The organism is Neobacillus terrae (assembly GCF_011393025.1).
GTDB classification, from domain to species: domain Bacteria; phylum Bacillota; class Bacilli; order Bacillales; family Cytobacillaceae; genus Neobacillus_A; species Neobacillus_A terrae.
Map to the genome: position 1 here is coordinate 63239 of NZ_JAAOEO010000017.1, position 21470 is coordinate 84708.

25 protein-coding genes and 1 pseudogene are annotated in these 21470 nt (G+C 39.2%); 17 read left to right on the plus strand and 9 right to left on the minus strand.

Annotation, left to right across the window (positions count from 1 at the left end):
- Positions 1–126 precede the first annotated feature (126 nt).
- The gene (locus G8761_RS19720) at positions 127–627 is read right to left on the minus strand and encodes a phosphatidylglycerophosphatase A family protein (protein ID WP_166029683.1); all 501 of its coding nucleotides are present in this window, start codon (positions 625–627) and stop codon (positions 127–129) included.
- Between the two features lie 203 nt (positions 628–830).
- On the opposite strand from G8761_RS19720, the gene yutH reads away from it, so the two are divergent.
- The gene (yutH, locus tag G8761_RS19725; protein WP_166029684.1) at positions 831–1841 is read left to right on the plus strand and encodes a spore coat putative kinase YutH; all 1011 of its coding nucleotides are present in this window, start codon (positions 831–833) and stop codon (positions 1839–1841) included.
- Positions 1842–1930: 89 nt separating this feature from the next.
- Here the strand turns inward: yutH and G8761_RS19730 are convergent, their stop codons facing one another.
- The gene (locus G8761_RS19730) at positions 1931–2167 is read right to left on the minus strand and encodes a NifU family protein (RefSeq protein ID WP_166029685.1); all 237 of its coding nucleotides are present in this window, start codon (positions 2165–2167) and stop codon (positions 1931–1933) included.
- Between the two features lie 153 nt (positions 2168–2320).
- Here G8761_RS19730 and G8761_RS19735 point away from each other — a divergent pair, with 153 nt between their 5' ends.
- Positions 2321–2647: a YuzD family protein gene (locus G8761_RS19735; protein WP_166029686.1), complete on the plus strand. Its 327-nt coding sequence runs from the start codon at positions 2321–2323 to the stop codon at positions 2645–2647.
- 52 nt (positions 2648–2699) lie between these two features.
- On the opposite strand, the gene G8761_RS19740 is transcribed toward G8761_RS19735, so the two are convergent.
- Positions 2700–3767, minus strand: coding sequence for an NAD(P)/FAD-dependent oxidoreductase (locus G8761_RS19740; protein ID WP_166029687.1), 1068 nt, complete (start codon positions 3765–3767; stop codon positions 2700–2702).
- 292 nt (positions 3768–4059) lie between these two features.
- Between G8761_RS19740 and G8761_RS19745 the strand changes: the two genes are divergently transcribed.
- Complete coding sequence (locus G8761_RS19745) at positions 4060–4299, plus strand: DUF1450 domain-containing protein (protein ID WP_166029715.1); 240 nt, start codon at positions 4060–4062, stop codon at positions 4297–4299.
- A 244-nt stretch (positions 4300–4543) separates the two neighbouring features.
- Here G8761_RS19745 and G8761_RS19750 read toward each other — a convergent pair whose 3' ends face one another.
- Positions 4544–5242: a DUF2225 domain-containing protein gene (locus G8761_RS19750; RefSeq protein ID WP_166029688.1), complete on the minus strand. Its 699-nt coding sequence runs from the start codon at positions 5240–5242 to the stop codon at positions 4544–4546.
- 267 nt (positions 5243–5509) lie between these two features.
- Between G8761_RS19750 and G8761_RS19755 the strand changes: the two genes are divergently transcribed.
- Entirely contained in the window at positions 5510–5875 is a 366-nt protein-coding gene (locus tag G8761_RS19755; RefSeq protein WP_166029689.1) for a HesB/IscA family protein, read from the plus strand.
- 276 nt (positions 5876–6151) lie between these two features.
- Here G8761_RS19755 and G8761_RS19760 read toward each other — a convergent pair whose 3' ends face one another.
- Entirely contained in the window at positions 6152–7147 is a 996-nt protein-coding gene (locus tag G8761_RS19760) for an NAD(P)/FAD-dependent oxidoreductase (RefSeq protein ID WP_166029690.1), read from the minus strand.
- Positions 7148–7521: 374 nt separating this feature from the next.
- On the opposite strand from G8761_RS19760, the gene G8761_RS19765 reads away from it, so the two are divergent.
- The 7 genes from G8761_RS19765 to G8761_RS19795 all read left to right on the plus strand — a co-directional run bounded on the left by G8761_RS19765 (position 7522) and on the right by G8761_RS19795 (position 14007).
- Positions 7522–8748 carry an NAD(P)/FAD-dependent oxidoreductase gene (locus tag G8761_RS19765; protein WP_338000998.1) on the plus strand — a complete coding sequence of 409 codons (1227 nt, stop codon included), beginning with the start codon at positions 7522–7524 and terminating at the stop codon, positions 8746–8748.
- A gap of 187 nt (positions 8749–8935) precedes the next feature.
- Positions 8936–9427: an NUDIX domain-containing protein gene (locus tag G8761_RS19770; RefSeq protein ID WP_166029692.1), complete on the plus strand. Its 492-nt coding sequence runs from the start codon at positions 8936–8938 to the stop codon at positions 9425–9427.
- Positions 9428–9766: 339 nt separating this feature from the next.
- The gene (locus tag G8761_RS19775; protein WP_166029693.1) at positions 9767–9889 is read left to right on the plus strand and encodes a YuiA family protein; all 123 of its coding nucleotides are present in this window, start codon (positions 9767–9769) and stop codon (positions 9887–9889) included.
- Positions 9890–9968: 79 nt separating this feature from the next.
- Positions 9969–10286 carry a YuiB family protein gene (locus G8761_RS19780; RefSeq protein ID WP_243450096.1) on the plus strand — a complete coding sequence of 106 codons (318 nt, stop codon included), beginning with the start codon at positions 9969–9971 and terminating at the stop codon, positions 10284–10286.
- Positions 10287–10424: 138 nt separating this feature from the next.
- Positions 10425–11135, plus strand: a complete 711-nt coding sequence (locus tag G8761_RS19785) for a 3D domain-containing protein (RefSeq protein WP_166029694.1) — start codon at positions 10425–10427, stop codon at positions 11133–11135.
- A 241-nt stretch (positions 11136–11376) separates the two neighbouring features.
- The gene (locus G8761_RS19790; RefSeq protein WP_166029695.1) at positions 11377–12888 is read left to right on the plus strand and encodes a leucyl aminopeptidase; all 1512 of its coding nucleotides are present in this window, start codon (positions 11377–11379) and stop codon (positions 12886–12888) included.
- 450 nt (positions 12889–13338) lie between these two features.
- The gene (locus tag G8761_RS19795; RefSeq protein ID WP_166029696.1) at positions 13339–14007 is read left to right on the plus strand and encodes a DedA family protein; all 669 of its coding nucleotides are present in this window, start codon (positions 13339–13341) and stop codon (positions 14005–14007) included.
- Between the two features lie 191 nt (positions 14008–14198).
- Here the strand turns inward: G8761_RS19795 and G8761_RS27365 are convergent.
- Together G8761_RS27365 and G8761_RS19805 are read right to left on the minus strand one after the other, a co-directional pair.
- Positions 14199–14420: pseudogene (locus G8761_RS27365) on the minus strand (transposase); the annotation flags it as partial.
- 147 nt (positions 14421–14567) lie between these two features.
- Positions 14568–14741: an asparagine synthase gene (locus tag G8761_RS19805; RefSeq protein ID WP_166029697.1), complete on the minus strand. Its 174-nt coding sequence runs from the start codon at positions 14739–14741 to the stop codon at positions 14568–14570.
- Between the two features lie 105 nt (positions 14742–14846).
- On the opposite strand from G8761_RS19805, the gene G8761_RS19810 reads away from it, so the two are divergent.
- Together G8761_RS19810 and G8761_RS19815 are read left to right on the plus strand one after the other, a co-directional pair.
- A complete protein-coding gene (locus G8761_RS19810) occupies positions 14847–15230 on the plus strand; it encodes a hotdog fold thioesterase (RefSeq protein ID WP_166029698.1) in 384 nt (127 codons plus the stop codon).
- A 174-nt stretch (positions 15231–15404) separates the two neighbouring features.
- Positions 15405–15962 carry a DUF5366 family protein gene (locus G8761_RS19815; protein ID WP_166029699.1) on the plus strand — a complete coding sequence of 186 codons (558 nt, stop codon included), beginning with the start codon at positions 15405–15407 and terminating at the stop codon, positions 15960–15962.
- Positions 15963–16008: 46 nt separating this feature from the next.
- Here the strand turns inward: G8761_RS19815 and G8761_RS19820 are convergent, their stop codons facing one another.
- Complete coding sequence (locus G8761_RS19820) at positions 16009–17865, minus strand: transglycosylase domain-containing protein (RefSeq protein ID WP_166029700.1); 1857 nt, start codon at positions 17863–17865, stop codon at positions 16009–16011.
- Positions 17866–18101: 236 nt separating this feature from the next.
- Between G8761_RS19820 and kapD the strand changes: the two genes are divergently transcribed.
- Positions 18102–18722 (plus strand): 3'-5' exonuclease KapD, encoded by a 621-nt coding sequence (gene kapD / locus G8761_RS19825; RefSeq protein ID WP_166029701.1) that lies wholly within the window; start codon positions 18102–18104, stop codon positions 18720–18722.
- Positions 18723–18762: 40 nt separating this feature from the next.
- Here the strand turns inward: kapD and kapB are convergent, their stop codons facing one another.
- Positions 18763–19143 (minus strand): kinase-associated lipoprotein KapB, encoded by a 381-nt coding sequence (gene kapB, locus G8761_RS19830; protein ID WP_166029702.1) that lies wholly within the window; start codon positions 19141–19143, stop codon positions 18763–18765.
- Between the two features lie 242 nt (positions 19144–19385).
- On the opposite strand from kapB, the gene G8761_RS19835 reads away from it, so the two are divergent.
- The 3 genes from G8761_RS19835 (at position 19386) to G8761_RS19845 (ending at position 21384) form a co-directional block, all read left to right on the plus strand.
- A complete protein-coding gene (locus G8761_RS19835) occupies positions 19386–19976 on the plus strand; it encodes a peptidylprolyl isomerase (RefSeq protein ID WP_420800276.1) in 591 nt (196 codons plus the stop codon).
- Positions 19977–20068: 92 nt separating this feature from the next.
- A complete protein-coding gene (locus G8761_RS19840; RefSeq protein WP_166029704.1) occupies positions 20069–20275 on the plus strand; it encodes a hypothetical protein in 207 nt (68 codons plus the stop codon).
- Positions 20276–20835: 560 nt separating this feature from the next.
- A complete protein-coding gene (locus G8761_RS19845; RefSeq protein ID WP_166029705.1) occupies positions 20836–21384 on the plus strand; it encodes a superoxide dismutase family protein in 549 nt (182 codons plus the stop codon).
- Positions 21385–21470: the final 86 nt, after the last annotated feature.

Consider the following 21470-nt stretch of genomic DNA (forward strand, 5'->3'; position numbering starts at 1 on the left):
ATATGCCCGGCTTTTTGGATTTATAATACTGTGCAAAAGTTCCTTTAGTATTCGCTGATGTTGAGCTTCGTAAAGCTAATTTATAAGTGTTCCTTAAGTAGTAAAACAGGCTTTGCTTTATAGTTTCTATTCCACGTGTGCTGCACGGTGGGCCAGTCTGCTGGAAGCAGCGGCTGCAATCGCACCGACAATATCGTCAAGGAAGGTGTGGCATTCTCCCGTTGATTTGTCATTTAAGCGCCGTAAAATACCAGGTTTTTGTTTATCAATGTAACCATAATTGGTAAAACCAATCGAACCATATACGTTTACAATCGAAAAAGCTAGCACTTCATCGACCCCATAAAGACTTTCATCGGTTTTAATGATTGACTGAAGAGGCTCCTCAAGCATTCCCTTCTCCGCCAGCATATCAAGCTGGATACCCGTAATAATGGCATTTTGAACTTCACGTTTTAAAATGACTCGCTCTACATTCTCAAGGCAATCTTCAATTTTAAGGTTTTTATGATACTGCTGCTGTAAAAAGTAGACCAAGTCGGCTATGTCCTGAATCTTTACTCCTCTTTCCTTCAGCCATCTGCGTGCAGTTTCTTCAGTTAAATCCATTTTTTTATCATCTGCCATAACCGAATCACCTTTTCCTTTATTTTTCCCTATCTATATACCCTTTTCCTTAAAGTATGCACTAGTAACCTAAAAGGGGAATGCTCGAATTTATTTCTTCCTTCAGCTTTTCCCTGTTTACTATTCTTATACTTTCAGGAAACAAGTTTCTCATTCGCAAACATATATATGTGATAAAGAAGAAAGTTAAATGGGGTGCGAGTATGCTTCAGCAGCTGCTTGAAAAGGAGTATGGAGTACAGGTCCAGGAATATATAAAAATAGATGCCTACGATGCTCTGAGAGGGAACGGATGGCTTTATTTGATTGCAAAGCCAGGAGGCAGGGAAGAGGAGGAGATAACCGAACTTCAGCGCATTGCCGAACATCTCCATCAATATGGTGACAGACATGTTCCTTATTTTCTTACAACAAAGGATGGAAAAATTTTAACCAAGTGGGAAGAGAACAACTATTGTGTCCTTGCACGGAGGCAGGAAGAGGTTCCGCCTCCAAAACAAAAGCTTGGAAGAAAGCTTGCCAAATTTCATGAACGCGGTGGAATGGTGCCTTTTTATGTGGAAAGGTCCAGCAGGATTGGAAAGTGGAAAGAACTGTGGGAAAAAAGGCTTGAACAAATGGAAAAGGTGTGGAATGGGCTTCTTTTTCAATCACCAGAGGATGAATTTGAACGTCTATTTATCGAAACCTTTCCCTATTATATGGGGCTGACGGAAAACGCTATTCAGTACTTAGTTGATACTGAAATAGACGTTGACCCTGGGAATACTGACAATGGAACAGTGTGCCACGAACGGTTCTTATCATCCTCCTGGGGGAAGGATTATTTAATTAAAAATCCTTTTGACTGGGTATTTGATCATCGGAGCCGGGATCTTGCTGAATGGACGAGGGAACGTTATTTCTACAATATACAAACTTATCAACGAGAAATTACTCAATTTTATGAGGACTACCAAAGTATTTCTTCCCTCTCGCCCTTCTCTTGGAGGCTTTTGTATTCCCGGATTTTATTTCCTCTTCATTATTTTGAATGCATTGAAAATTATTATATAACGCGGTCTGAACAAGATAAAAAAATATTGGAAGAGAGACTGCAGAAAATTTTAAATCAATCCCGGGAATATGAGGCCTTTCTGAGAACTTTTTATAATTTAGCGGGAGCACCAGTAAGAAAAATGAAATTGCCAATGCCCGATTGGCTGGTGAATTAAAAAGTATGGCTTTCTGTAATGCAAGAAAAAGGAGCTAGGCTGATAATAAAAAAAGCGATTGCCGGGTGGCAATCGCTTTGATGTATAAATTAAAATACTTGTTCTACTTCAACAATTCCAGGAACTTCCTCTAAAAGAGCGCGTTCAATCCCAGCTTTTAAAGTAATGGTTGAGCTTGGGCAGCTGCCGCATGCGCCAAGAAGGCGAAGCTTCACAACACCATCTTCCACATCTACTAGTTCGCAGTCTCCGCCGTCCCTTAGAAGGAATGGGCGCAATTTATCTAAAACTTCTTGAACTTGTGATATCATTTCTTGTTCTGTCATGTCAAAATCGACTCCTTTCATAATATCTATTATAATGTCATCAAGCATAAAAATCCATTCTCTGAAAAAGGAAATTCTCAGTTTGAAGATAATTTTTTAGATTATTACTAAACTTATAGTATAAAATAAAAGGAAAAAAGAGAGGTTGCTGCATTGACGAATCAGGGAGTAGAAATTATTGTTTATGGGGCAGAGCAAATATGCCCAAGCTGTGTAAATATGCCATCGTCAAAGGAAACATATGAGTGGCTTGAAGCAGCGGTTGCGAGAAAGTTTGCCAATCAGCCATTCAGAATTACATACGTTGATATTTTTAATCCGCCAGAAGAGGTATCAAAAAAACAGTTTGCTGAAAGAGTAATTGAAGAGGATATGTTTTATCCCGTTGTTTTGATTGAGGAAAAGATTGTCGGCGAAGGAAATCCAAGGTTAAAAACAATTTTTGCCGAGCTGGAAAATCACGGTTATAAAGCTGAATAAACAAAAAAATAAGGCTGCTCCTTTAAGGAGACAGCCTTTTGTCATGGGGAACTTACCCATTGTGATACTTGTACATCCAAAGAATACCCGACTTGATCAATCGTGCTACCCGGCCTGTAATAGCCCGTTCAGCCATCATTCCAAAACCTTCGCGTTTTCCGAGTGATCCAAGGATTCCTTTAAGTTTTATAGCAGGGAAGAAAGGAGGTAACTCCTCACCTTTCCAGCGCTTTCTAAGGACTTCAACTATCTGCTCTGCCTGTCCCTCAGCAAGCTGTGCACTTGGTGCATGCGGAAGGCTGGCACAGTCACCAACTATAAAAACATGCTCATCGTTTGGCAGGTGATGGTGAGGAGTTAGTTTTAAACGTCCCAGCTTATCTTTTTCACCATCAAGCGCGCGAACAACCCGGTTCGCCTGAATGCCTGCAGTCCATACGATTACATCACATGGAATAGGCTCATCATGGTTATAAAGCAGATTTTCTTCGACTCTTGTAATGTTAGAATTATTGACTATCTCAACATTATGTTTTATAAACCAATTTTCGACATACTTGCTGAGGCGATCAGGAAAGTCTGAAAGAATATGATTTCCTCTATCGAAGAGCTTAATAGTTAAATCAGAGCGGCTCTCGCTCAGTTCACTTGCGAGCTCTACCCCGCTAAGACCTGCTCCGACAATGCCAACAACTGAACCAGTAGGAAGATTATTAAGTTTTGAGTAAGTTGCCCTCGACTTTTCAATACTTTGAATACTAAAGGTAAATTGATCAGCACCCGGAACATTGTGATATTTATCTTCACAGCCCAGACCGATAATCAGGTCATCATATTCAACTGAATCTCCATTTTTAAGATTGATTTTCTTTTCGTCTAATTCAATGCCTGTTACTTCGCCATATGTTACCTGCAGGCGTGAATGCTGCGGAAAGGAAACGCGAACTTCCTTATCGGAAATGGTTCCAGCAGCTAAAGCATAATATTCAGTTTTCAAACAGTGATATGGTACGCGGTCAACAAGAGTGATTTGGACATCCTCTGGAAGATGATCGGGAAGGAGTTCATTAAGAATCTTCATCCCGCCGTAACCGCCACCTAGGATTACAAGGTTTTTCATTGTCAATTGCCCCTTTTTAACACGATTCCATTCTTGGAAATTCCCTTAATGCTGTTTTCTCAACGATTAAACCATCCTTCAAGGGAAGGGAAATCGTTTGCAAAAGCCAATATCAATTATTATCTGAATATAACAAAAATACCCCGATCTATTTTTTACCCATTAAGAGTATATAGGAATTGTGACGAAATAACAACATTTTTAATAGCATCTTGACATCCAGAGTTTAAGAGGAATTTGACGAAAGTTGTTAAAAGGATTAGGATAATATGTTAGTAGTGAGGTGAAAGTAATAATGCAGCCGATCATTGAATTTTGCATAAGTAATCTTGCAAGCGGAGCACAGAGAGCGCGAGAGCAGCTGGAAAAAGATCCGAATTTGGATGTAATTGAATATGGCTGCCTTGGGTATTGTGGGAAATGTGCATCTTCACTTTATGCACTTGTAAATGGAGAGCCAGTAACAGGAGATACACCTGAAGAATTAGTTGAAAACATTTACCAATTTCTTGAGGAAAATCCAATGTTTTAATATAAAGAAAACTCGGCATTGCCGAGCTTTAGCTGCACTTATACGTTCAGAATTTATAGATTCTGATTAGCTAAAAAAGGGGATGGAGATATTCCATTCCCTTTTCGTATTTCCACAATTAATTATCCTTGAACTTTGCCCATCCCGGGGAGGTTTACCCCTGTGACCGTCGCTTAGTCCTCTTTAATGCTTATTTAATACATTTAGCCTCTCTTTTTCAATCACATTGCTCCAATGAAACCCTTTAACCTTTTAAATGTACGGTCCTGGACTCTCGGATTTCCTGCCAGCGTTCCCGAGCCATTTCAATAATTTTTGGCTCAGACGATTGTCGCTGGCGTTCGATCACTTTTGAAAAATAATAAATGGCTTGCTCGGTATTATTGGTTTTTCTGGACAATTCACCAGCTAAATAAAGAAGCTTAAACTCTGACATTTGGGTACCCCTAAAGTCATCTGTCTGGTGTGATTCTTCATATTCCATAAGAGCAAGCTTTATAAATCGCTGTTCCTGCTCGACATTTGTCATTATTCTATACAGCCACGCTATTCGTAGGTACATCCCCGCAAGATTAATATGTTTCTCTTTTTTTAGGGCTGCACAATAAATCGCTAATTTATATGTAATAATAGCCTGTTCAATCGTTCGTTTTCCTCCATAATTTTGTGGAGCCCACTTGCTGCACACTTTATCCTCTATATCTTTTTTACTGTTAGGGGGAAAAGATTTTAAAGTTTCGTCTGAAAAGGAAAATCCGCAATTCGGACAGACATATATATAATAAAAAATAGGGTTAACTTCATTTGAATGATAAAGTGGCAGAAAGTCCGTATCATAACCGTTTATTTTAATGAATCGAGATCTTATTTTTTTTGAGGTAAATGGCTTTTTGCACATGAGACATTCACAAGCTTTATCATATAAAGGCTCCATTTGAGTCATTGGACTCACTCCCCCTCGTTTTTTTACTAAATCCGTAGTATAAAGTAGTTCTTTATAACTATTATTATAGACTATAAGGAATATATTTGGCTAAATATTTCCTTAAAATAGGGGGTTTTTATGAACTCAATAAGTTGAGTACAGCTTATACAGTGTATATACTGTAAATAGGATATGTTGTCTTAAGGGACTAATCCTGAATGCATTTGACTATTTTTATAAAAAACGTTTACAGATATATTAAGAAATAAACAAGGAGGAGTTAAGATGGAAAATGAAGTAGTTATCTTATCAGAAGCTGCTGCACTTCAAATAAAAGAAATGATGAAGCACAATGAAGAAGAAGGCTCTCTTTTAAGAGTTGGAGTTAAAGGAGGCGGCTGCAGCGGTCTATCTTACGGAATGGGCTTTGACCAGGAAGCAAAGGAAGATGATTTCAGCTTTGAACAGCACGGAATCCAGATTGTGGTAGATAAAGAAAGTTCAGCTATTCTTAAGGGCACTAAAATTGATTACAAAGAGTCCATGATGGGCGGGGGATTTACGATTGATAACCCTAATGCCATCGCCTCATGCGGATGCGGTTCATCATTTCGGACTGCAACAGCTGCAGGAACACCAGAAGAGTGCTAATCCAAACAAAAACCTTCCTGAGTCTGCATGGCCAGGAAGGTTTTTATTACATTTTGAACCTTAGGTAGTAAATTTAATATCCTCTTTAATTAGACCTTTTTGATGTTAAAGTGGGGTATAGTTGAATTTTATTCGGACTTATTTAATGTTAAGGACAAGTTTAAAGTCATTACTTATTTAATTACGTTTTGCTGTTAATGAGTATTTGTACAAAAAAAGACGCCCCCCTTTGGGACGCCTTTTATATCTGTTAAAACTTAGTTCGAAGTCTGATATTTATTGGAACATAGAAGAACTGTGAAGAGGCTGGATTTTTGCTTTCGGATCCATAAATGCTTTGGCATTATTAACAGCAGTTGGAGCTTCGCCAAATCCTGAGGCAATAAGTTTAACTTTACCATCATAGGTGCAAATGTCTCCAGCAGCATAAATTCCTGGTACATTTGTTTCCATTTTGGAATTAACTAAAATGGAGTTCTTTTCGATTTCAAGACCCCATTCCTTAATTGGTCCAAGAGAAGAAACAAATCCGTAGTTAACAATAACTGCATCAACATCAAGGGCTTCCAGCTTATCTCCTGAAGCTTCTTTAAGAACAACTTGTTTAACTCCGGAAGCATCACCGATCAATTCAGCTGGAACGAATGGCGTTTTTACTTCCACTTTTGAATTAAATAGATTTTCTACGCTATGCTCATGGGCACGGAATTTATCCCTGCGGTGTACGATTGTCACTTTTTCAGCAATTGGCTCAAGCATAAGAGCCCAGTCTACTGCAGAATCTCCCCCACCGAAAACGACAACTTTTTTACCGGCAAAATGATTTAAATCATCAATAAAATAGTGGAGGTTAGTGTGCTCATACTGAACAGCACTATCCAATTCAAGACGTCGCGGCTGGAATGCTCCATTACCAGCTGTAATAATGACGGTTTTGGAGTAATGAATTTCTTTATCGGTAGTTAATTTAAAGCTGCCATCTTCCTGTTTTTCCAGCTTTTCAACTGATTGCTCCAGGGACACAACAGGATTGAATTTTGCCATTTGTTCTTTTAGATTATTAACTAGTTCCTGGGCACGTACTTTAGGAAAACCAGCAACGTCGTATATATATTTTTCAGGATAAAGCGCTGATAACTGACCCCCAAGCTGTGGAAGGCTCTCAATAATTTTAACAGACGCTTGTCTCATTCCTCCGTAAAAAGCGGTAAATAACCCGACAGGCCCGCCTCCAATAATGGTAATGTCGTATACTTTTTGATCTTCTCGCAACTCCATATCCCCCTAACTATGTAGTAAAGAAATCCATTTAATATCATACCACAAATATTGGATTTGCTCACTGATATCTCTAATGATTAAAAGTGTAAAAAGCCTAGATTATCTTTTCTTAATGTGGGAATAAAGATATAAGTTTATAATTGGAAATTTCTTTAGTGAAGATAACAATATAAATAGCTTGAAAAAGCCTTAAAAAAGGAATAAGATGTATTTTGGACATATTGTTACTGTTTTGTGACAAATTCAGCACTTTTTTTTGACCTATTTAGTGAACAATATCACAAACTTTTTTTGGAATAAAAAATAATATTTCCAAAAGCAGCAGAAACTAAGAAATACTCAAAAATTTATTATAAAAGGTGGAAGTGATCACTTTGAGAAAGCCGAAAATAGTTATTCTGGGAGCTGGATACGGAGGATTAATTACTGCAACCCGTCTGCAAAAAATGATGGGAGCAAACGAAGCTGATATCGTTTTAATTAATAAAAACGATTATCATTATGAAACAACATGGCTGCATGAAGCTTCAGCTGGTACCCTTCATCATGATCGTGTTCGTTATGAAATCCGTGATGTAATTGATAGAAGCAAGGTTGAATTTGTACAGGACACTGCTGTGGAAATCAATAAAGAAGAGAAAAAGGTTATTCTTGAAAAAGGCGAAGTTTCTTATGATTATTTAGTTATCGCATTAGGTGCAGAGCCTGAAACCTTTGGAATTAAAGGCTTAAAAGAATATGCATTTGGAATTGTAAATGTTAATTCAGCACGTCAATTACGTGAGCATATTGAGTACCAATTTGCTACCTATAACATGGAAGAAGAGAAAAAGGATGAAAGACTATCTATCGTAGTTGGAGGAGCGGGCTTTACTGGAATTGAATTCCTTGGAGAGCTAGCCAACCGTATTCCTGAATTGTGCCACGAGTATGATGTGGACTTCCATAAAGTAAGAATTATCTGCGTAGAAGCAGCACCAATGGTTCTTCCTGGTTTTGATCCTGAGCTTGTGAACTATGCTACATCTTACCTTGAAAGAAAAGGCGTAGAATTCATGATTGGGACAGCGATTAAGGAATGTACTCCTGACGGTATTATTGTTGCTAAAGGTGAAGATGAAGTAAAAGAAATAAAAGCCGGCACAGTTGTATGGGCTGCCGGTGTTCGAGGTAATTCCATTATTGAAAAATCCGGATTCGAAGCAATGCGCGGCCGTGTAAAGGTTCAGCCAGATCTTCGTATTCCTGGACAAGATGATGTTTTTGTTATCGGCGACAGCTCATTAATAATTAATGAGGAAATTAACCGTCCATATCCACCAACTGCACAGATTGCTATGCAGCAGGGTGAAGTTTGTGCACGTAACCTTGTAGCGCTCGTTCGTGAAAAATCAGAACTTGAAGCGTTCAAACCAGATATTAAAGGAACTGTTTGTTCACTTGGTGAAAACGATGCAATTGGCGTTGTTTATGGCAAAAAGTTAACAGGCAGCAAAGCATCCTTTATGAAGAAAATGATTGATAACCGTGCATTGTTCATGGTTGGCGGTCCTTCTCTTGTATTGAAAAAAGGAAAATTCAACATTTTTTAATACCTAACTAAGAGGGCAGAGAAATCTGCCCTTTTTTGCGTTATATAAAGAGTGCTATATCTAAGATATCGAAGCTCGGAGATAAGAGGGCCACCAAGTGGTGAACATAAGCTTCCTCATTTCGAGGAAGAGGATTCCTTTACTTTTTTGATAAAATAGAATGTAACTGCTCTGAGGAGGAAGAGACATGCCAAAAGAAAACAAAAGGGGAAAGGTTTGGCTTGCGGCAGCAGGCCTCGTTAAGTCTGAGGATGGCCGCTGGCTGGTAGTTAAGAAAAAGTATGGAGGATTAAAGGGCAGCTGGTCTTTGCCGGCCGGTTTTGTTGAAGCAGGAGAAACAGCAGATGAAGCTGCCGTTCGAGAGGTAAAAGAAGAAACAGGCATAAATTGCAGGGTAAAAGGACTAATTGGTCTTAGGACAGGCGTTATTAAAGGTCAAATTAGCGATAATATGCTTGTGTTTCACCTTGAACGATTAGATGATGAAGAGCTAAAGCATCAGGAGACGGAACTTTTTGAGGCGAAATTTATTTCAACTGAGGAGCTTGCTAAGGATAAAGAAGCTTCAGTACTGTTGCATTTCTTGATAGAAATTGAAGAAATCTTGTCAAAACAATCTAATGAAGGAATTAACCCTGGAGATCAATTTGGTTATACTTCCTATAAGTTGTTTTTTTAATAAAGTTTGTTAAGTTAATTATGACAGGACTTTTGAAAAGCCTCTTTACAGCTATTGGACCAAGCGGGCCACTTCAAACTTTTTGAATTCGAAACTTATTCGAGCAGTGCGCTTATCCAGGAATCAATTTTTTTGGGATTATAAAAATATCACGAGAGTCGTTTTATAACGACAGAGAAACTTTATCAAAAAATGAGTAACAAAGAGGAATTGAAAGATAATTTGCTATGTATCCGTTTTCATCGTCCATTTTAGCCGAAATTGAACCTTTTCAAATGAGGTGATTTCTTGATATATTATCAGAAAATTAAGTAAATATTTTTAAGGAGCTGATCGTTGATGAAGAAAGCGGATACTAACAAAGACTGTGATTATTGTTCAGGTAATGGATATTTTCAATTGCTTCTCGGCGGATCTGAAACCTGCAGCTGCTGCGGAGGTTCAGGGAAAAGCAAAGAGTAAAATAAATTTAAACATGACAATTGACTCCTTTTTCTGCATTCAGTACACTTAGTGTTGATGTGCAGAGGGGGAGTTTTTTATGTCGATTGGTGTTTTAATCATTTCGATGCTGTTATTTTTCGTATTATTTTTTGGGATTGGCTTCTTATTAAATATGCTTTTAAGAATGTCCTGGATTATGGCGGTCATTTTCCCCATAATAGCTATTCTTATCATAGACAAGGTCCGCTTCATTAATTATTTTACAGACAGCGGCAATGCATTTAAAGATCTGGGTAATCGGGTTATGTCGCTTGGTTCGGCAGATATTCTAATCCTTATAAGCGGATTTGCAGGTGCTATTGCAGCCGGTATTACAATCAAGATGCTTCGTAAAAATGGTTATCAAATGTTCTAGTCTTTTACTTTCGAGTAAAAGACTTTTTTTATGTCCGTTTTAGTAAGTTTTAGGCTGGTTAATAACTTTTTTGCTCCAAATAGGCATACTTTCTCTAAATTTGGGAAATTATTATGTTTGGGAGGAGTGAAAAAATACATGAAAAAATTTACAACTTGGACAAGGCGTTTTACCATGACAGTTCTATTTGTAATGGCTCTATTAACGACCTTCCAATCCATTTCAGGCGTTGAAGCGAAATCCCTTATTTCCGTTACGGCCATAGCAGATGGCTGGCAGCAGGACGAGTATGCAGACTCTCTTTTTACACATAAACTTAAGCAAATTGACCTGGCATTCAAATCATTAAATCGAGTGGCAGATACAGAACCACTTATTTCATCCAGTGTGGAGGCAGCAGCACCACCGCAGACCTTAGAAGAATCTGTTAATTGGTCAAAGTATCCCAAAAAAACAGTGACAGCCACAGGTTATACAGCTGGTTATGAATCAACAGGCAAATATAGCAACCATCCAGAATACGGGATTACATATTCAGGAGTCAAAGTTAAACGTGATTTATATTCGACCGTCGCTGCTGATTTGAACGTTTTTCCAATTGGGACAGTCCTATTTATTCCTGGTTATGGCTATGGTGTTGTTGCGGATAAGGGTGGGGCTATCAAAGGCAATAGGCTGGACCTCTATTACAATACTGTCAAGGATGTTTATAAACAATGGGGAAAAAAGACCCTCGATGTCTATATTGTTGAGATGGGTGAAGGCAAGTTAAGTGAACAGCAATTAAAAGAATGGAATGAAAATCAATCTATGCAGGTGTTCCGTCAGCAATATACAAAATCAGAGTAAAAGCAGGCCTTGTGCCTGTTTTTCTTTTTTTATGGCTTTATCCAATGATACATATATTTAGACTGCAAGTTCACAATATTTTTTATAAAAATGAAACAGTTTAAAAGCCCTTAGTTAGACATTCGAAATATTTACTCTTTTTCGCTATAATAAATGTATAACACCCATTAGCATGGTTTAAACAACAAATACGGAAAGTTGTGCTAGAAAAGTGTGGGAAAATTTATCGGAGGTGAAGGAATTGTTCAATGTGAGTAGAGATTTTGATTTGAATAGTGAACATGAAGGTATTGTTATTGGGCTATTTGACAAGCCTGTAAAGTTTGAGGGACCTTTAGAAAAGCTGGATGAAGCATTTGAAGGTCACTTGACCGAACTTATTAAAAGCGGTGACCTTTCAGCGAAAGCAAAAGCAGTTAATAAAGTACATAGCTTTGGAAAAATAGGGGCAAAAAGAATTTGGGTCTTGGGACTTGGGAAACCAAAGGATTTAACGTTTGATTTACTGAAGGAATCACTCGGTGCCCTTTTTAAAACCTTAAAGAAGAGCAGGCAGGAGGAAGCTGCATTTCTTCTGGATTCCTTTGTTGGCCAGGAAGAATTAGATGCTGATGCGGCTGCGCATGCATTAAGTGAAGCCTTTGCGCTGGCAACTTATGAATTTGAGGGCTATAAGCAAAAATCCAATGAGCCAGTTAAGCAGCTTGAGCAAATAACTGTCTACAGCACGTCAGGGGAGGCAGATGCACTCCAGGCTTCGCTCACAGTAGGTTATGCCTATGGTGCAGGAACAAACTCAGCCAGGATGCTTGTGAATCTGCCCGGGAACATGCTGACTTCAACAGATTTAGCAGAGTATGCCAAGGAGCTTTCCGAGAGATATGGATTTGAATCGGAAATCCTTGATAAAGAAGAAATTGAAAAGCTTGGCATGGGAGCATTCCTAGCGGTTAATCAGGGCTCTAAGGAACCTCCAAAAATGATCGTCCTGAAGTATCAGGGTAAAGAACAATGGGAAGATGTCATCGGTTTAGTCGGTAAGGGCATTACTTTTGATACCGGAGGATATTCCATAAAGACAAAAACAGGTATTGTGGGGATGAAGACCGACATGGGCGGCGCAGCTGCTGTACTTGGCGCAATGGAGATTATTGGGGAATTAAAGCCGGAGCAAAATGTTGTGGCTGTCATTCCATCTACGGACAATATGATAAGCGGCGGGGCATTTAAACCTGATGATGTTATTACCTCTATGAGCGGAAAAACCATTGAGGTGCTTAATACAGATGCAGAAGGACGTCTTGTTTTAGCGGATGCAGTTACGTATGCTAAACAACATGGAGCAAATTATTTAGTGGATGTGGCTACTCTGACAGGAGGAGTTATTACTGCTCTTGGATTGCACACAACGGGTGCTATGACAAATAACGAGACATTGTTTGAACAGGTATTAGAAGCTTCTGCAGAAGCAGGTGAGCCAATTTGGCAGCTTCCAATCTTTGAAAGGGATAAAGAAAGAGTGAGGGGAAGCAAAATCGCTGATCTGAACAATTCTCCTGGATCAGAAGGACATGCTGTCATGGGAGGAGCATTTATCGGTGAATTTGCAGAAGAAACTCCTTGGGTCCATCTTGATATTGCAGGTACAGCTACTTCTTCAAAGGAATATAACCTTGGCCCTTCAGGTGCTACAGGAGTTATGGCCAGAACCCTTGCCATTTTTGTAGAATGCTTTGAACCATTTGAAAAATAATATTTATGAGCTTCCGGAATTCCGGGGGCTTTTTTCTTTTTAAAAGCCATATTCAGCAATAACCCATTAAAGCCCATGCAAAAGCCTGCCCGCCCGCATATGAAATAGAGTAGGCACTTAAAAAAAGGAGGAACCCGTATGAACGATTTTAGAATGCCCCACTTCCACGGAGGCTAAGGCGGTTTTGGACATCATGGCGGCTATGGCGGTTTTGGAGGATATGGATCTGGAAGAAGGCCTTTTTACAGCGGCTATGGTGGAGGATTTGGATACCCTTATTATTAAGTTATATAAATTTTGATATAGGGCAGGTCCTTTAGGCCAGTCTGTTATTTTTAATTGGCGATATTTAGGTGATAAATGGAAAATTCAACTTAATGGATTGTTTTAGGAAAAAAAGGGAATTAGGGAAGGAAGGAATAAACCTTTTGAGAAAGGAGGGCTATCACCATGGACATAGGCATTCTTCTTCAATTCTTTGAAGAGAACGGATACGTCGGATTATTTCTATGGCTTTGGCTGGGAATATTCGGACTGCCAGTACCGAATGAGATTATTAGTATGTCAGTTGGTTTGGCCTCTTCTCAAAAGGTATTGAATCCTTATTTAACATTTATCGTTACATTAGCAGGAATTTTTGCAGCCTTAACGACAAGTTATGTGATGGGGAGATTTGTGGGAAGGCCTCTGCTAAAATTTTTTACCAAACGGCCTAAGTTTGCGAATGCTATTGATACCTCGTTAAAGTTAATGGATAAATACAAAGCACAATCCTTGCTGTTAAGCTACTTTGTTCCTGGTCTCCGCACCTTTGTCCCGTTTCTATATGGCTTTAGCCGGCTTTCATTCCGGAATTTTACCCTCTATGCATATTCAGGCGCTTTTATATGGCTTAGCCTAATGTATTCAGCTGGTTTTCTGTTTGGTGATCACCTTGAAGAGATCATACAGTATGGGAAAATGGCCATTATCCTTGGTGTACTGGTGGTTGGTGCTGCAGGGATTGTATGGATGCTATGGAAAAAAACACATAAAAAAGCTAATAGCGGCAAAAATAAAGATATTAATCTCCTGGCAGTGGAAGAATGGGTATATTCGGAAACTTCCCAGCAAAAATAAAAGGCAGCGAAGGATGCCTCAGTTAGTCGACAAAAGGGGTTTCGGAATGCTTTATTTCGAACCCCCTTTTTGATTGTATTCAAGGCTGTTACTGGACCCCGCCGTGTCCAGTTGTATCTTTTTAAATTCAGCGCAGCGAAAGTAAGCATCACCTGCATCAACTCCATTTTTAAGTCTCCCATGGTTGTCCAACGCATGCCAAAAGTATATTGAATAAAGGTAAGTTTAATGAGGATAACCGGATCAATACTTGGGCGACCTACTTCCGAATGTACATCCTTGACTAAGTCTTAAATGAAAGAGAAATCAAGGGTTGATTCCATCTTACTGACCAAATGATCCAGAGGAACAAGCTGGTCTAATGTAACTATTTCAAGCTGATCTCTTTGAAAGGGACAGTTTTTCGAAAGCATCTTTTCACCTCAAGCGTTATATTCTAAAATAGGCTTGGTTCTGGTGCCCCCCCTCTACAAAAATAAAAGACTGTAGACAAGCTCGAGTTTCATCGAGTATGTCTACAGTCTGAGGCAGAGAAGGCTGCCTTTCTTAAGTGTTTAGAATTAATCTCTATGCTCGTATAAGTCGATAGCTCCCAATACTATATGGGCTAATCCAAAACCGAAAACCGTGTTGGATATCATGGAGTCAATTTTTTTATTTTGTTTCCTTACAAATCCTGCTGTTGTCACAGCTGTCCCCAGTACAGCAGGAATTAAACCTTCTCTCATATCCATTCGTCCTCACCTTATTTTAATGGAGGATGTCCAAAAGTGGACAACCATAGTATGCTCCATATTATAATAAATAAAATGGAATTTTTTACATAGGGAGCTGAGGAAATGGAATTGAAGAATACGCTAATCGAAACTCTGGGTATTGAAGTAACTTTGCTTGAAAAGGGAAAGGTTATTGCCACAATGCCTGTGGATGAAAGAACCAGGCAGCCGTTTGGACTTCTTCATGGCGGTGCTTCTGTAGCTCTGGCGGAAACTGTGGCAAGTGTTGGTGCATATGAGCTAGTAGACAAAGAGACACAAGCGGTCGCTGGCCTTGAAATTAACGCTAATCATGTACGCCCGAAAATAGATGGTATGGTAACAGCTTACGGTGAAGTTCTTCATCAGGGGAGGACTACTCAGGTTTGGGATATCAAAATAAAGGATGAGCAGGATCGAATGATTTGCATTTCGAGGTGTACGATGGCTGTTTTTCCTTTAAAATAGCTGTGTTAAAGAACATTATTGATTTTTATCTCCCGAACCGCCCGCGGAAGGGAAATTAGAAGGTGCCCTGGACTGATCAGGGCACCTTTAGTATGCAGATAATAAATTCTTGTGTTGTCTCCGACCTATTTTTATCCCATAATGTTCTTTGGATAAACAACAGGGAGATTTATAATGAAAAACACCTATTTAACAAGTTATTTTCCGCTTTTATCAATTATTCTGTTCAGCCTTTCTTTTGCAATTGCTATTGAAATTCCGCTTCTTTCCTTTCTGCAAAAAACAGGTATTTACACAGGTATGCTCGAGTTTTTTTCGGACAGCGGTGTAAAGCTTTCTATTATGGCTTTATTAACTGTCATGTTCTTTATGGTCTTTGCTGCTTTAAAATTGGTCGCTGATACCATAAATGAACTCGCACTGCTCTTCTTTTCACAGGATTCGGATGGTGAAAGCTTAAGGAAGGTTCGCAATGGCCCACTCTTTTTTGCTGGAGGGGCAGCATTATCTTTATTAAGTATTCAGCATTTAACGGTGTTAGCAGGAGTTTTTTTGGCGACATCTTTTGTATACTTTGTCTTTTTTGTTTTTAAAGTAAGCCCGGCTTTAAAAACCTCCGGATTAATAGGAATTATCTTTTTTCAAATATTAACCTGGTCCATTCTAATTCTCGGTGTTGCTTTTCTGGCTGTTAAAGTATATAACAGCATCGTTGCCAGCCTTCCAGTCTAGACCAAAATAGGGGTAACTAAAGCATTCGCTTAGTTACCCCTTACTCTTAGTTTTTAGCAATATCCTTCCAGATCATAAGGTGTGGACCCTTTTTTTCAATGAATTCCATGCTTTGTGGCTTGTCCTTGCCAACCCAAACCCCGATGGTGAGCTCATCTGTCAGGCCAATGAACCAATAGTCTTTATAATCATTCGTTGTACCTGTTTTTCCTCCTGCATAGGGAGCCTGAATATAAGCCCTTTTAGCTGTGCCTGCCCTGAGTGTTTCCTTCATCAAAACCCGCACTTTATCAACTGTTTCCTGGCTCCAGACCCTAACAGGTTTGTCATCCCAGGTATATAAAATTTTCCCCTGACGATTTGTAACGTTAACAATTGCCCTTGATGGCTGATAGCTGCCGCCTGTTCCGAAAACCGTATATGCACGGGTCATTTCAAGAGGAGACATGCCTGTGTAAAATCCCCCGATTCCAGCCGGAAGCCTTTGGTCTTGGTTGGTTACATTCTGAAAATGGAAAAGGTTTAGATCTTTAAAGGCATTTGAAATCCCAGTTGTTTGTAATAAACGGAGAGCAGGGGTGTTATAGGAATGGATAAACGCACTCTCTAGCGTCACAAATCCATACTTTGCATTACCATAGTTTTCCGGGCAATAGCCGTTGGAGCAAAATGTACCTGCATTAATTTTCTGTGTTATGTTTGCATGCTTTCGCTCAAAATAAGGTGCGTAATCCAACAGAGGCTTAATAGAGGAGCCTGGCTGCCGGAATGCCTGGTAAGCTCGATTAAATTCATATTTTCGGTATGCTTTACCGCCTGCCATTGCCACTATCTTATGATCCTTTTGCCTGATTACTGTGGCGGCTCCTTCAACTTCCAGGTAGGGAAGGTTTTTTTGTACGGCTGTTATTGTTTTATTTTGAAGTGTAGGATCAAGGGCAGTATGGACGACCAGTCCTGAATGAACAATTTCCTGATAATGCGCTTCAGCTTTTTCTATTATGGCTGCTTTGGTTTCTGGGGCAGCATTGGCAACAAGCTGGTTCAAGCCTTCTTTTTGAAAAATTAATTCCTTCAATTCAGCTTCAACATAATCAGTATAATCTGGAAATAAGTCGACTTTTCTCCTTATATTTAAACGAATGGGCTCGGCCTTAATCTTTGCTGTTTCCTGAGCAGTAAGGATTCCTGCAGCACTAAGCTGATCCAGCAGGCGTTCCTGTCTGGCTTTCGTAAATGCAAAATGCTTCAGCGGATCATAAAGTGTGGGATTATTGGGAATAGCTGCTATAAAGGCCTGCTCTCCCTCAGATAGTTCCCCAATATGTTTATTAAAATATTCCCTTGCCGCCGCTTCAATGCCGTATGCACCATTATGAAAGTAAATAGTATTTAAATACAGCTCCAAAATTTTTTCCTTCGAAAGGGAACGTTCCAGCTGGTAAGCGAACATAATCTCGTTCAGCTTCCGATTGTACGTTCTTTGCTGTCCCAAATAGATATTTCTGGCGAGCTGCTGGGTAATGGTACTTCCTCCCTGAGAAATACCCTGGCTTTTCATATTAATAGCCATTGCGCGAGCAATAGCTGGTAAGTCAAATCCGGGATGCTGGTAAAAGTTCCGGTCTTCAGAAACAATAAACAAATTTTTTACTAAAACAGGTATATCTTTTGAGCCAACGTAATATCTTTTTTCTGCTCCTGCAATTTCAGAAACAAGCTGCCCACTTCGGTCAAGAATTTCACTTGTCTGGTTAAGGCGTAAATCTTTAATCTTTATTTTTTTATTGAGAGTGCTATGGATATTTTTTGCATGTCCCAATTCTTCCGATGCCATAAAAACGGTCATGCCAAACAGAGGCAGCAGAAGTAAAATAATAAGGTATCCTGATAAAGTTCTCATAATTAAATCAATCCTGTAAGTTTTTATGCTGTACTGTATTGTTATCGGTTCGGACATTCTTTTTTAAAGGAATAATTACCTCGAAACTGGAATATCATTGTGAAAAAATTTAAAAAATTACTGTGAAATTCTGCTATAATAAAATAAATAGGCTTAGAGAAAAGGCACAATTTTTTTGTACAGGTCTCTTATATAATAATATAAATAAACGGAGAGAAGAGAAAGAGGGTGATAGTATGAAAGGGAAACGCCAATATTTATTTATCGATTTTGAATTTACAATGCCTGAAAAAAATATGAGAGCGAAGGATTTTTATCCTGAAATTATTGAGGCGGGGATTGTAGCTGTTGTGGACAATCAAATCCAGAAGCAATTCTCCACTTACGTTACACCTGTGCAGTTTCCTATTTTGTCTGAACGCTGCAAATCTTTCTTACATATTACGCAAAAACAGGTGAACGATGGCCTGCCGTTTAGAGAGCTTGCGCGGATGCTCGAGGAGATAGGCAGGAATTACGACAATACGGTTGTTACATGGGGAAACATGGATATGAAGGTTCTCCGTCAAAATTGCAGCCGTGCTGGAATATCTTTTCCATTTAAAGCGGCTGAAATTGATCTTTCAATGGAATATAAAAGGTTCTTTGGAGACCAGAACCAGACAGGGCTCTGGAAGGCAGTTCAGGAATATGGTAAGGAAGGAACCGGGAAACATCATAAGGCATTAGATGATGCACTGACAACCTATCATATTTTCAAGCTAGTAGAAAAAGACAAAAGGTACCTTCAAAAACCGGAACCTACTACTATTGGAGACCGGGTTGATTTTTCAAAATTATTAAATGAGTTCGCTTAAATGGCCAAATCACGAGAATTGTGATTTGGCCTTTATTTTTCTACTTAAAATAATCTTTCTCAAGTCCTTCAATAAGCTTCAGGCTTAGTTCGTTCCAAGGTGCTGAATCCTGGGAGAGGTCTGCTTTCATTTTATCAACAGCTTCCCTTAAAGATGAGCTGTATTCCGGCATTTCCTCTTCATATAGCCTGACCATTTTCTTCGGTATGTTGGCTTGTTCACGAAAGGCAAGGGCTCTGCGTTCATGGAAAATCCCTGAACTTATTTCTTTTGGGTTATGCAGGTCCCCCTGCATGGGATGTTTCAATACTCCCAAAACCCTGACTAAATAATGCTCGGGACGAATATCCGTAACTTCACCTATGTATTTTCCAGTTTTATAGATCGCAGTAACCTTATCTCCTATTTGGAATTCGCTCACAGTTTCACTCTCCTTTTTAAATATCAGTTTTATTTTATTATGGCGCATGATTTAATAAAAAACAAAGACTTAGTGTTTAAGCATAATATTTGGAGGAATGATATATGAGACTGAAAAGTGCAGCAATTATTATCACAGTTATTATGACCCTCGCTGCCTGCGGAACATCCGGCAGCAAAACCAAAACAGGGCAGGAGTCCCATAAGGCTGCATCAAAAACTTCACAAAAGGAAGGTAAAAAAATGGAGTACCCACAGCTTTCTACCGAAATTGCAGAAAATGAAAAAGCCGTTGAAATGGAAACATCGATGGGCAAAATAAAAATTAAACTATTTCCGGAATATGCTCCAAAAGCCGTTGAGAATTTTATCAAGCATAGCGAGGAAGGCTATTATAATGGCCTTATTTTCCACAGGGTTATCAAGGACTTTATGATTCAGGGCGGTGATCCAAAAGGAACGGGAACCGGAGGAGAAAGTATTTACGGAAAACCGTTTGAGGATGAATTCTCAAAGAATCTTTTCAATCTCCGGGGGGCTCTTTCTATGGCTAATGCTGGCCCAAATACGAACGGAAGCCAATTTTTCATCGTACAGAAATCTGATCTTGATTCACAGATGAAGTCACAAATGGAGCAGGCAGGTTATCCGAAGGAAATTATAGATGCTTATAATGAGCATGGAGGAACTCCTTGGCTTGATTTCCGGCACACTGTTTTTGGACAGGTTGTTGAGGGGATGGATATAGTCGATAAGATTGCCAATACTCCAGTTGGCGCTCAGGATAAACCAAATGAAGATGTAACGATCAAAAAAATTACTGTTATTGAATAAGTGTTGTAGTTGAAATGAAATGCTTGGTTGATGAAAGTGTTATTGATATAATAAATCATTGAGCATCACCTTTTGCAGAAAGGAAGACAAAAATGGTTCAATGGTTTGTTTTATCATTGTTTTTATATTTTCCTGAAGATAAAAGAGAGTATATACCAGCGGGCATAACCCTTGCTATTTTCTTTATTATGGCTCTGATCGCAATGAGATACTTTATCGTGATTTCACGAAAAGAAGCCAAAAAGGCAAAAGAGCTGGAAGATAAAATTATGAAAAAAGACACTGAAAGGAACAGCTGAGAAGCTGTTTTTTTTTGCAAGATAAGAAAGTATATTAGATTCGACTTTGTTAAATTATCTAGCTCCATCGCCCAGCGAGTTTTCATCCCTGATAAGCTTCCCGGATTATCTTGCATCAAGTATGAGCGTTAGGTGATACTTGGCGCAGCTAGTGTCCATCCCACTTCTCCCTACGATAAGTCAACATCGAAATGCTTCGCATTTCGTGTATCCTTTATCTCAGTCGAAGTTGAGGCCCGCAGGACGCGGGTCAGAAAGGTGTTGCCACAGGACGTGGCGACCTTAGCCTTTCTTCAAATGGCCATACGTCGCTTAACGGGCGCTTGCGCTTTTCTTAATAAACAGTGAATAAAATCGGGGGAAATGCCCAATAAAGAGGGTCTAATGGATAAAACCCGGTAACGGATCGGGAAAAGTTTAACTGATAAAGGCTAAAGAGATAAAATTCGTTAAACTAAGAAAAAGAATCATTCTCCGCAACACATTTGTCTTGGGAAGTTTATTTTAAAGCCTTTAAGGAGATACTGTTGGACAAATTGCGTTTCTGGAGGAGTATGGTGATGAAGAAAGGTTTGATCCTGATTCCGCTGCTGTTTTTAGCGGGGTGTACGGAAGGGAATCCGAAAAAAGTGGATGTAAATATGTACAATCCAGCGGGGGACTCATTGGGGACGGTCAAAATATCAGAACAGGCAAAGGGGATAAAACTTGAAGTAAATGTTAGTGGTTTGACTCCTGGTGAGCATGCTATACATATTCATGAAAAAGGTAAGTGTGAGGCTCCTGATTTTAAATCTGCTGGGAACCATTTTAATCCGGAGAAAAAAGAACATGGCCTCCTTCATCCGAAAGGCGCGCATGCTGGAGACCTGCCAAATTTAATAGTTGAAAGCGATGGGAAAGCAAAAGAGGAGCTAGTGGCACCTCAGCTAACTCTAAAGAATGGAAAAACATCACTTTTTACAAAAGAGGGAACTTCGATTGTTATTCATGAGGAAAAAGACGATGGAATGACTCAGCCCTCCGGCGATTCAGGGAATAGAATTGCATGCGGGGAAATCTCGCTTAATAAAAAAGGGCAGACAAAAGCACAGGATGAAAAACAATAAACATTACTTGCAGCAGGAAAAATTATTCTTGCTGCTTCTTTGTTTTGCTTCAGCATCTAAAATAGTAGAGACTAAGATACTGCTTC

What these genes read in the sequence shown, in the direction of transcription:
- G8761_RS19720 (WP_166029683.1), bottom strand. Translation starts at nt 627, where the DNA reads ATGGCAGATGATAAAAAAATGGATTTAACTGAAGAAACTGCACGCAGA.
- yutH (WP_166029684.1), top strand. Translation starts at nt 831, where the DNA reads ATGCTTCAGCAGCTGCTTGAAAAGGAGTATGGAGTACAGGTCCAGGAA.
- G8761_RS19730 (WP_166029685.1), bottom strand. Translation starts at nt 2,167, where the DNA reads ATGACAGAACAAGAAATGATATCACAAGTTCAAGAAGTTTTAGATAAA.
- G8761_RS19740 (WP_166029687.1), bottom strand. Translation starts at nt 3,767, where the DNA reads ATGAAAAACCTTGTAATCCTAGGTGGCGGTTACGGCGGGATGAAGATT.
- G8761_RS19750 (WP_166029688.1), bottom strand. Translation starts at nt 5,242, where the DNA reads ATGACTCAAATGGAGCCTTTATATGATAAAGCTTGTGAATGTCTCATG.
- G8761_RS19755 (WP_166029689.1), top strand. Translation starts at nt 5,510, where the DNA reads ATGGAAAATGAAGTAGTTATCTTATCAGAAGCTGCTGCACTTCAAATA.
- G8761_RS19770 (WP_166029692.1), top strand. Translation starts at nt 8,936, where the DNA reads ATGCCAAAAGAAAACAAAAGGGGAAAGGTTTGGCTTGCGGCAGCAGGC.
- G8761_RS19775 (WP_166029693.1), top strand. Translation starts at nt 9,767, where the DNA reads ATGAAGAAAGCGGATACTAACAAAGACTGTGATTATTGTTCAGGTAAT.
- G8761_RS19780 (WP_243450096.1), top strand. Translation starts at nt 9,969, where the DNA reads ATGTCGATTGGTGTTTTAATCATTTCGATGCTGTTATTTTTCGTATTA.
- G8761_RS19785 (WP_166029694.1), top strand. Translation starts at nt 10,425, where the DNA reads ATGAAAAAATTTACAACTTGGACAAGGCGTTTTACCATGACAGTTCTA.
- G8761_RS19795 (WP_166029696.1), top strand. Translation starts at nt 13,339, where the DNA reads ATGGACATAGGCATTCTTCTTCAATTCTTTGAAGAGAACGGATACGTC.
- G8761_RS19805 (WP_166029697.1), bottom strand. Translation starts at nt 14,741, where the DNA reads ATGGATATGAGAGAAGGTTTAATTCCTGCTGTACTGGGGACAGCTGTG.
- G8761_RS19810 (WP_166029698.1), top strand. Translation starts at nt 14,847, where the DNA reads ATGGAATTGAAGAATACGCTAATCGAAACTCTGGGTATTGAAGTAACT.
- G8761_RS19815 (WP_166029699.1), top strand. Translation starts at nt 15,405, where the DNA reads ATGAAAAACACCTATTTAACAAGTTATTTTCCGCTTTTATCAATTATT.
- G8761_RS19820 (WP_166029700.1), bottom strand. Translation starts at nt 17,865, where the DNA reads ATGAGAACTTTATCAGGATACCTTATTATTTTACTTCTGCTGCCTCTG.
- kapD (WP_166029701.1), top strand. Translation starts at nt 18,102, where the DNA reads ATGAAAGGGAAACGCCAATATTTATTTATCGATTTTGAATTTACAATG.
- G8761_RS19835 (WP_420800276.1), top strand. Translation starts at nt 19,386, where the DNA reads ATGGAGTACCCACAGCTTTCTACCGAAATTGCAGAAAATGAAAAAGCC.
- G8761_RS19840 (WP_166029704.1), top strand. Translation starts at nt 20,069, where the DNA reads ATGGTTCAATGGTTTGTTTTATCATTGTTTTTATATTTTCCTGAAGAT.
- G8761_RS19845 (WP_166029705.1), top strand. Translation starts at nt 20,836, where the DNA reads ATGAAGAAAGGTTTGATCCTGATTCCGCTGCTGTTTTTAGCGGGGTGT.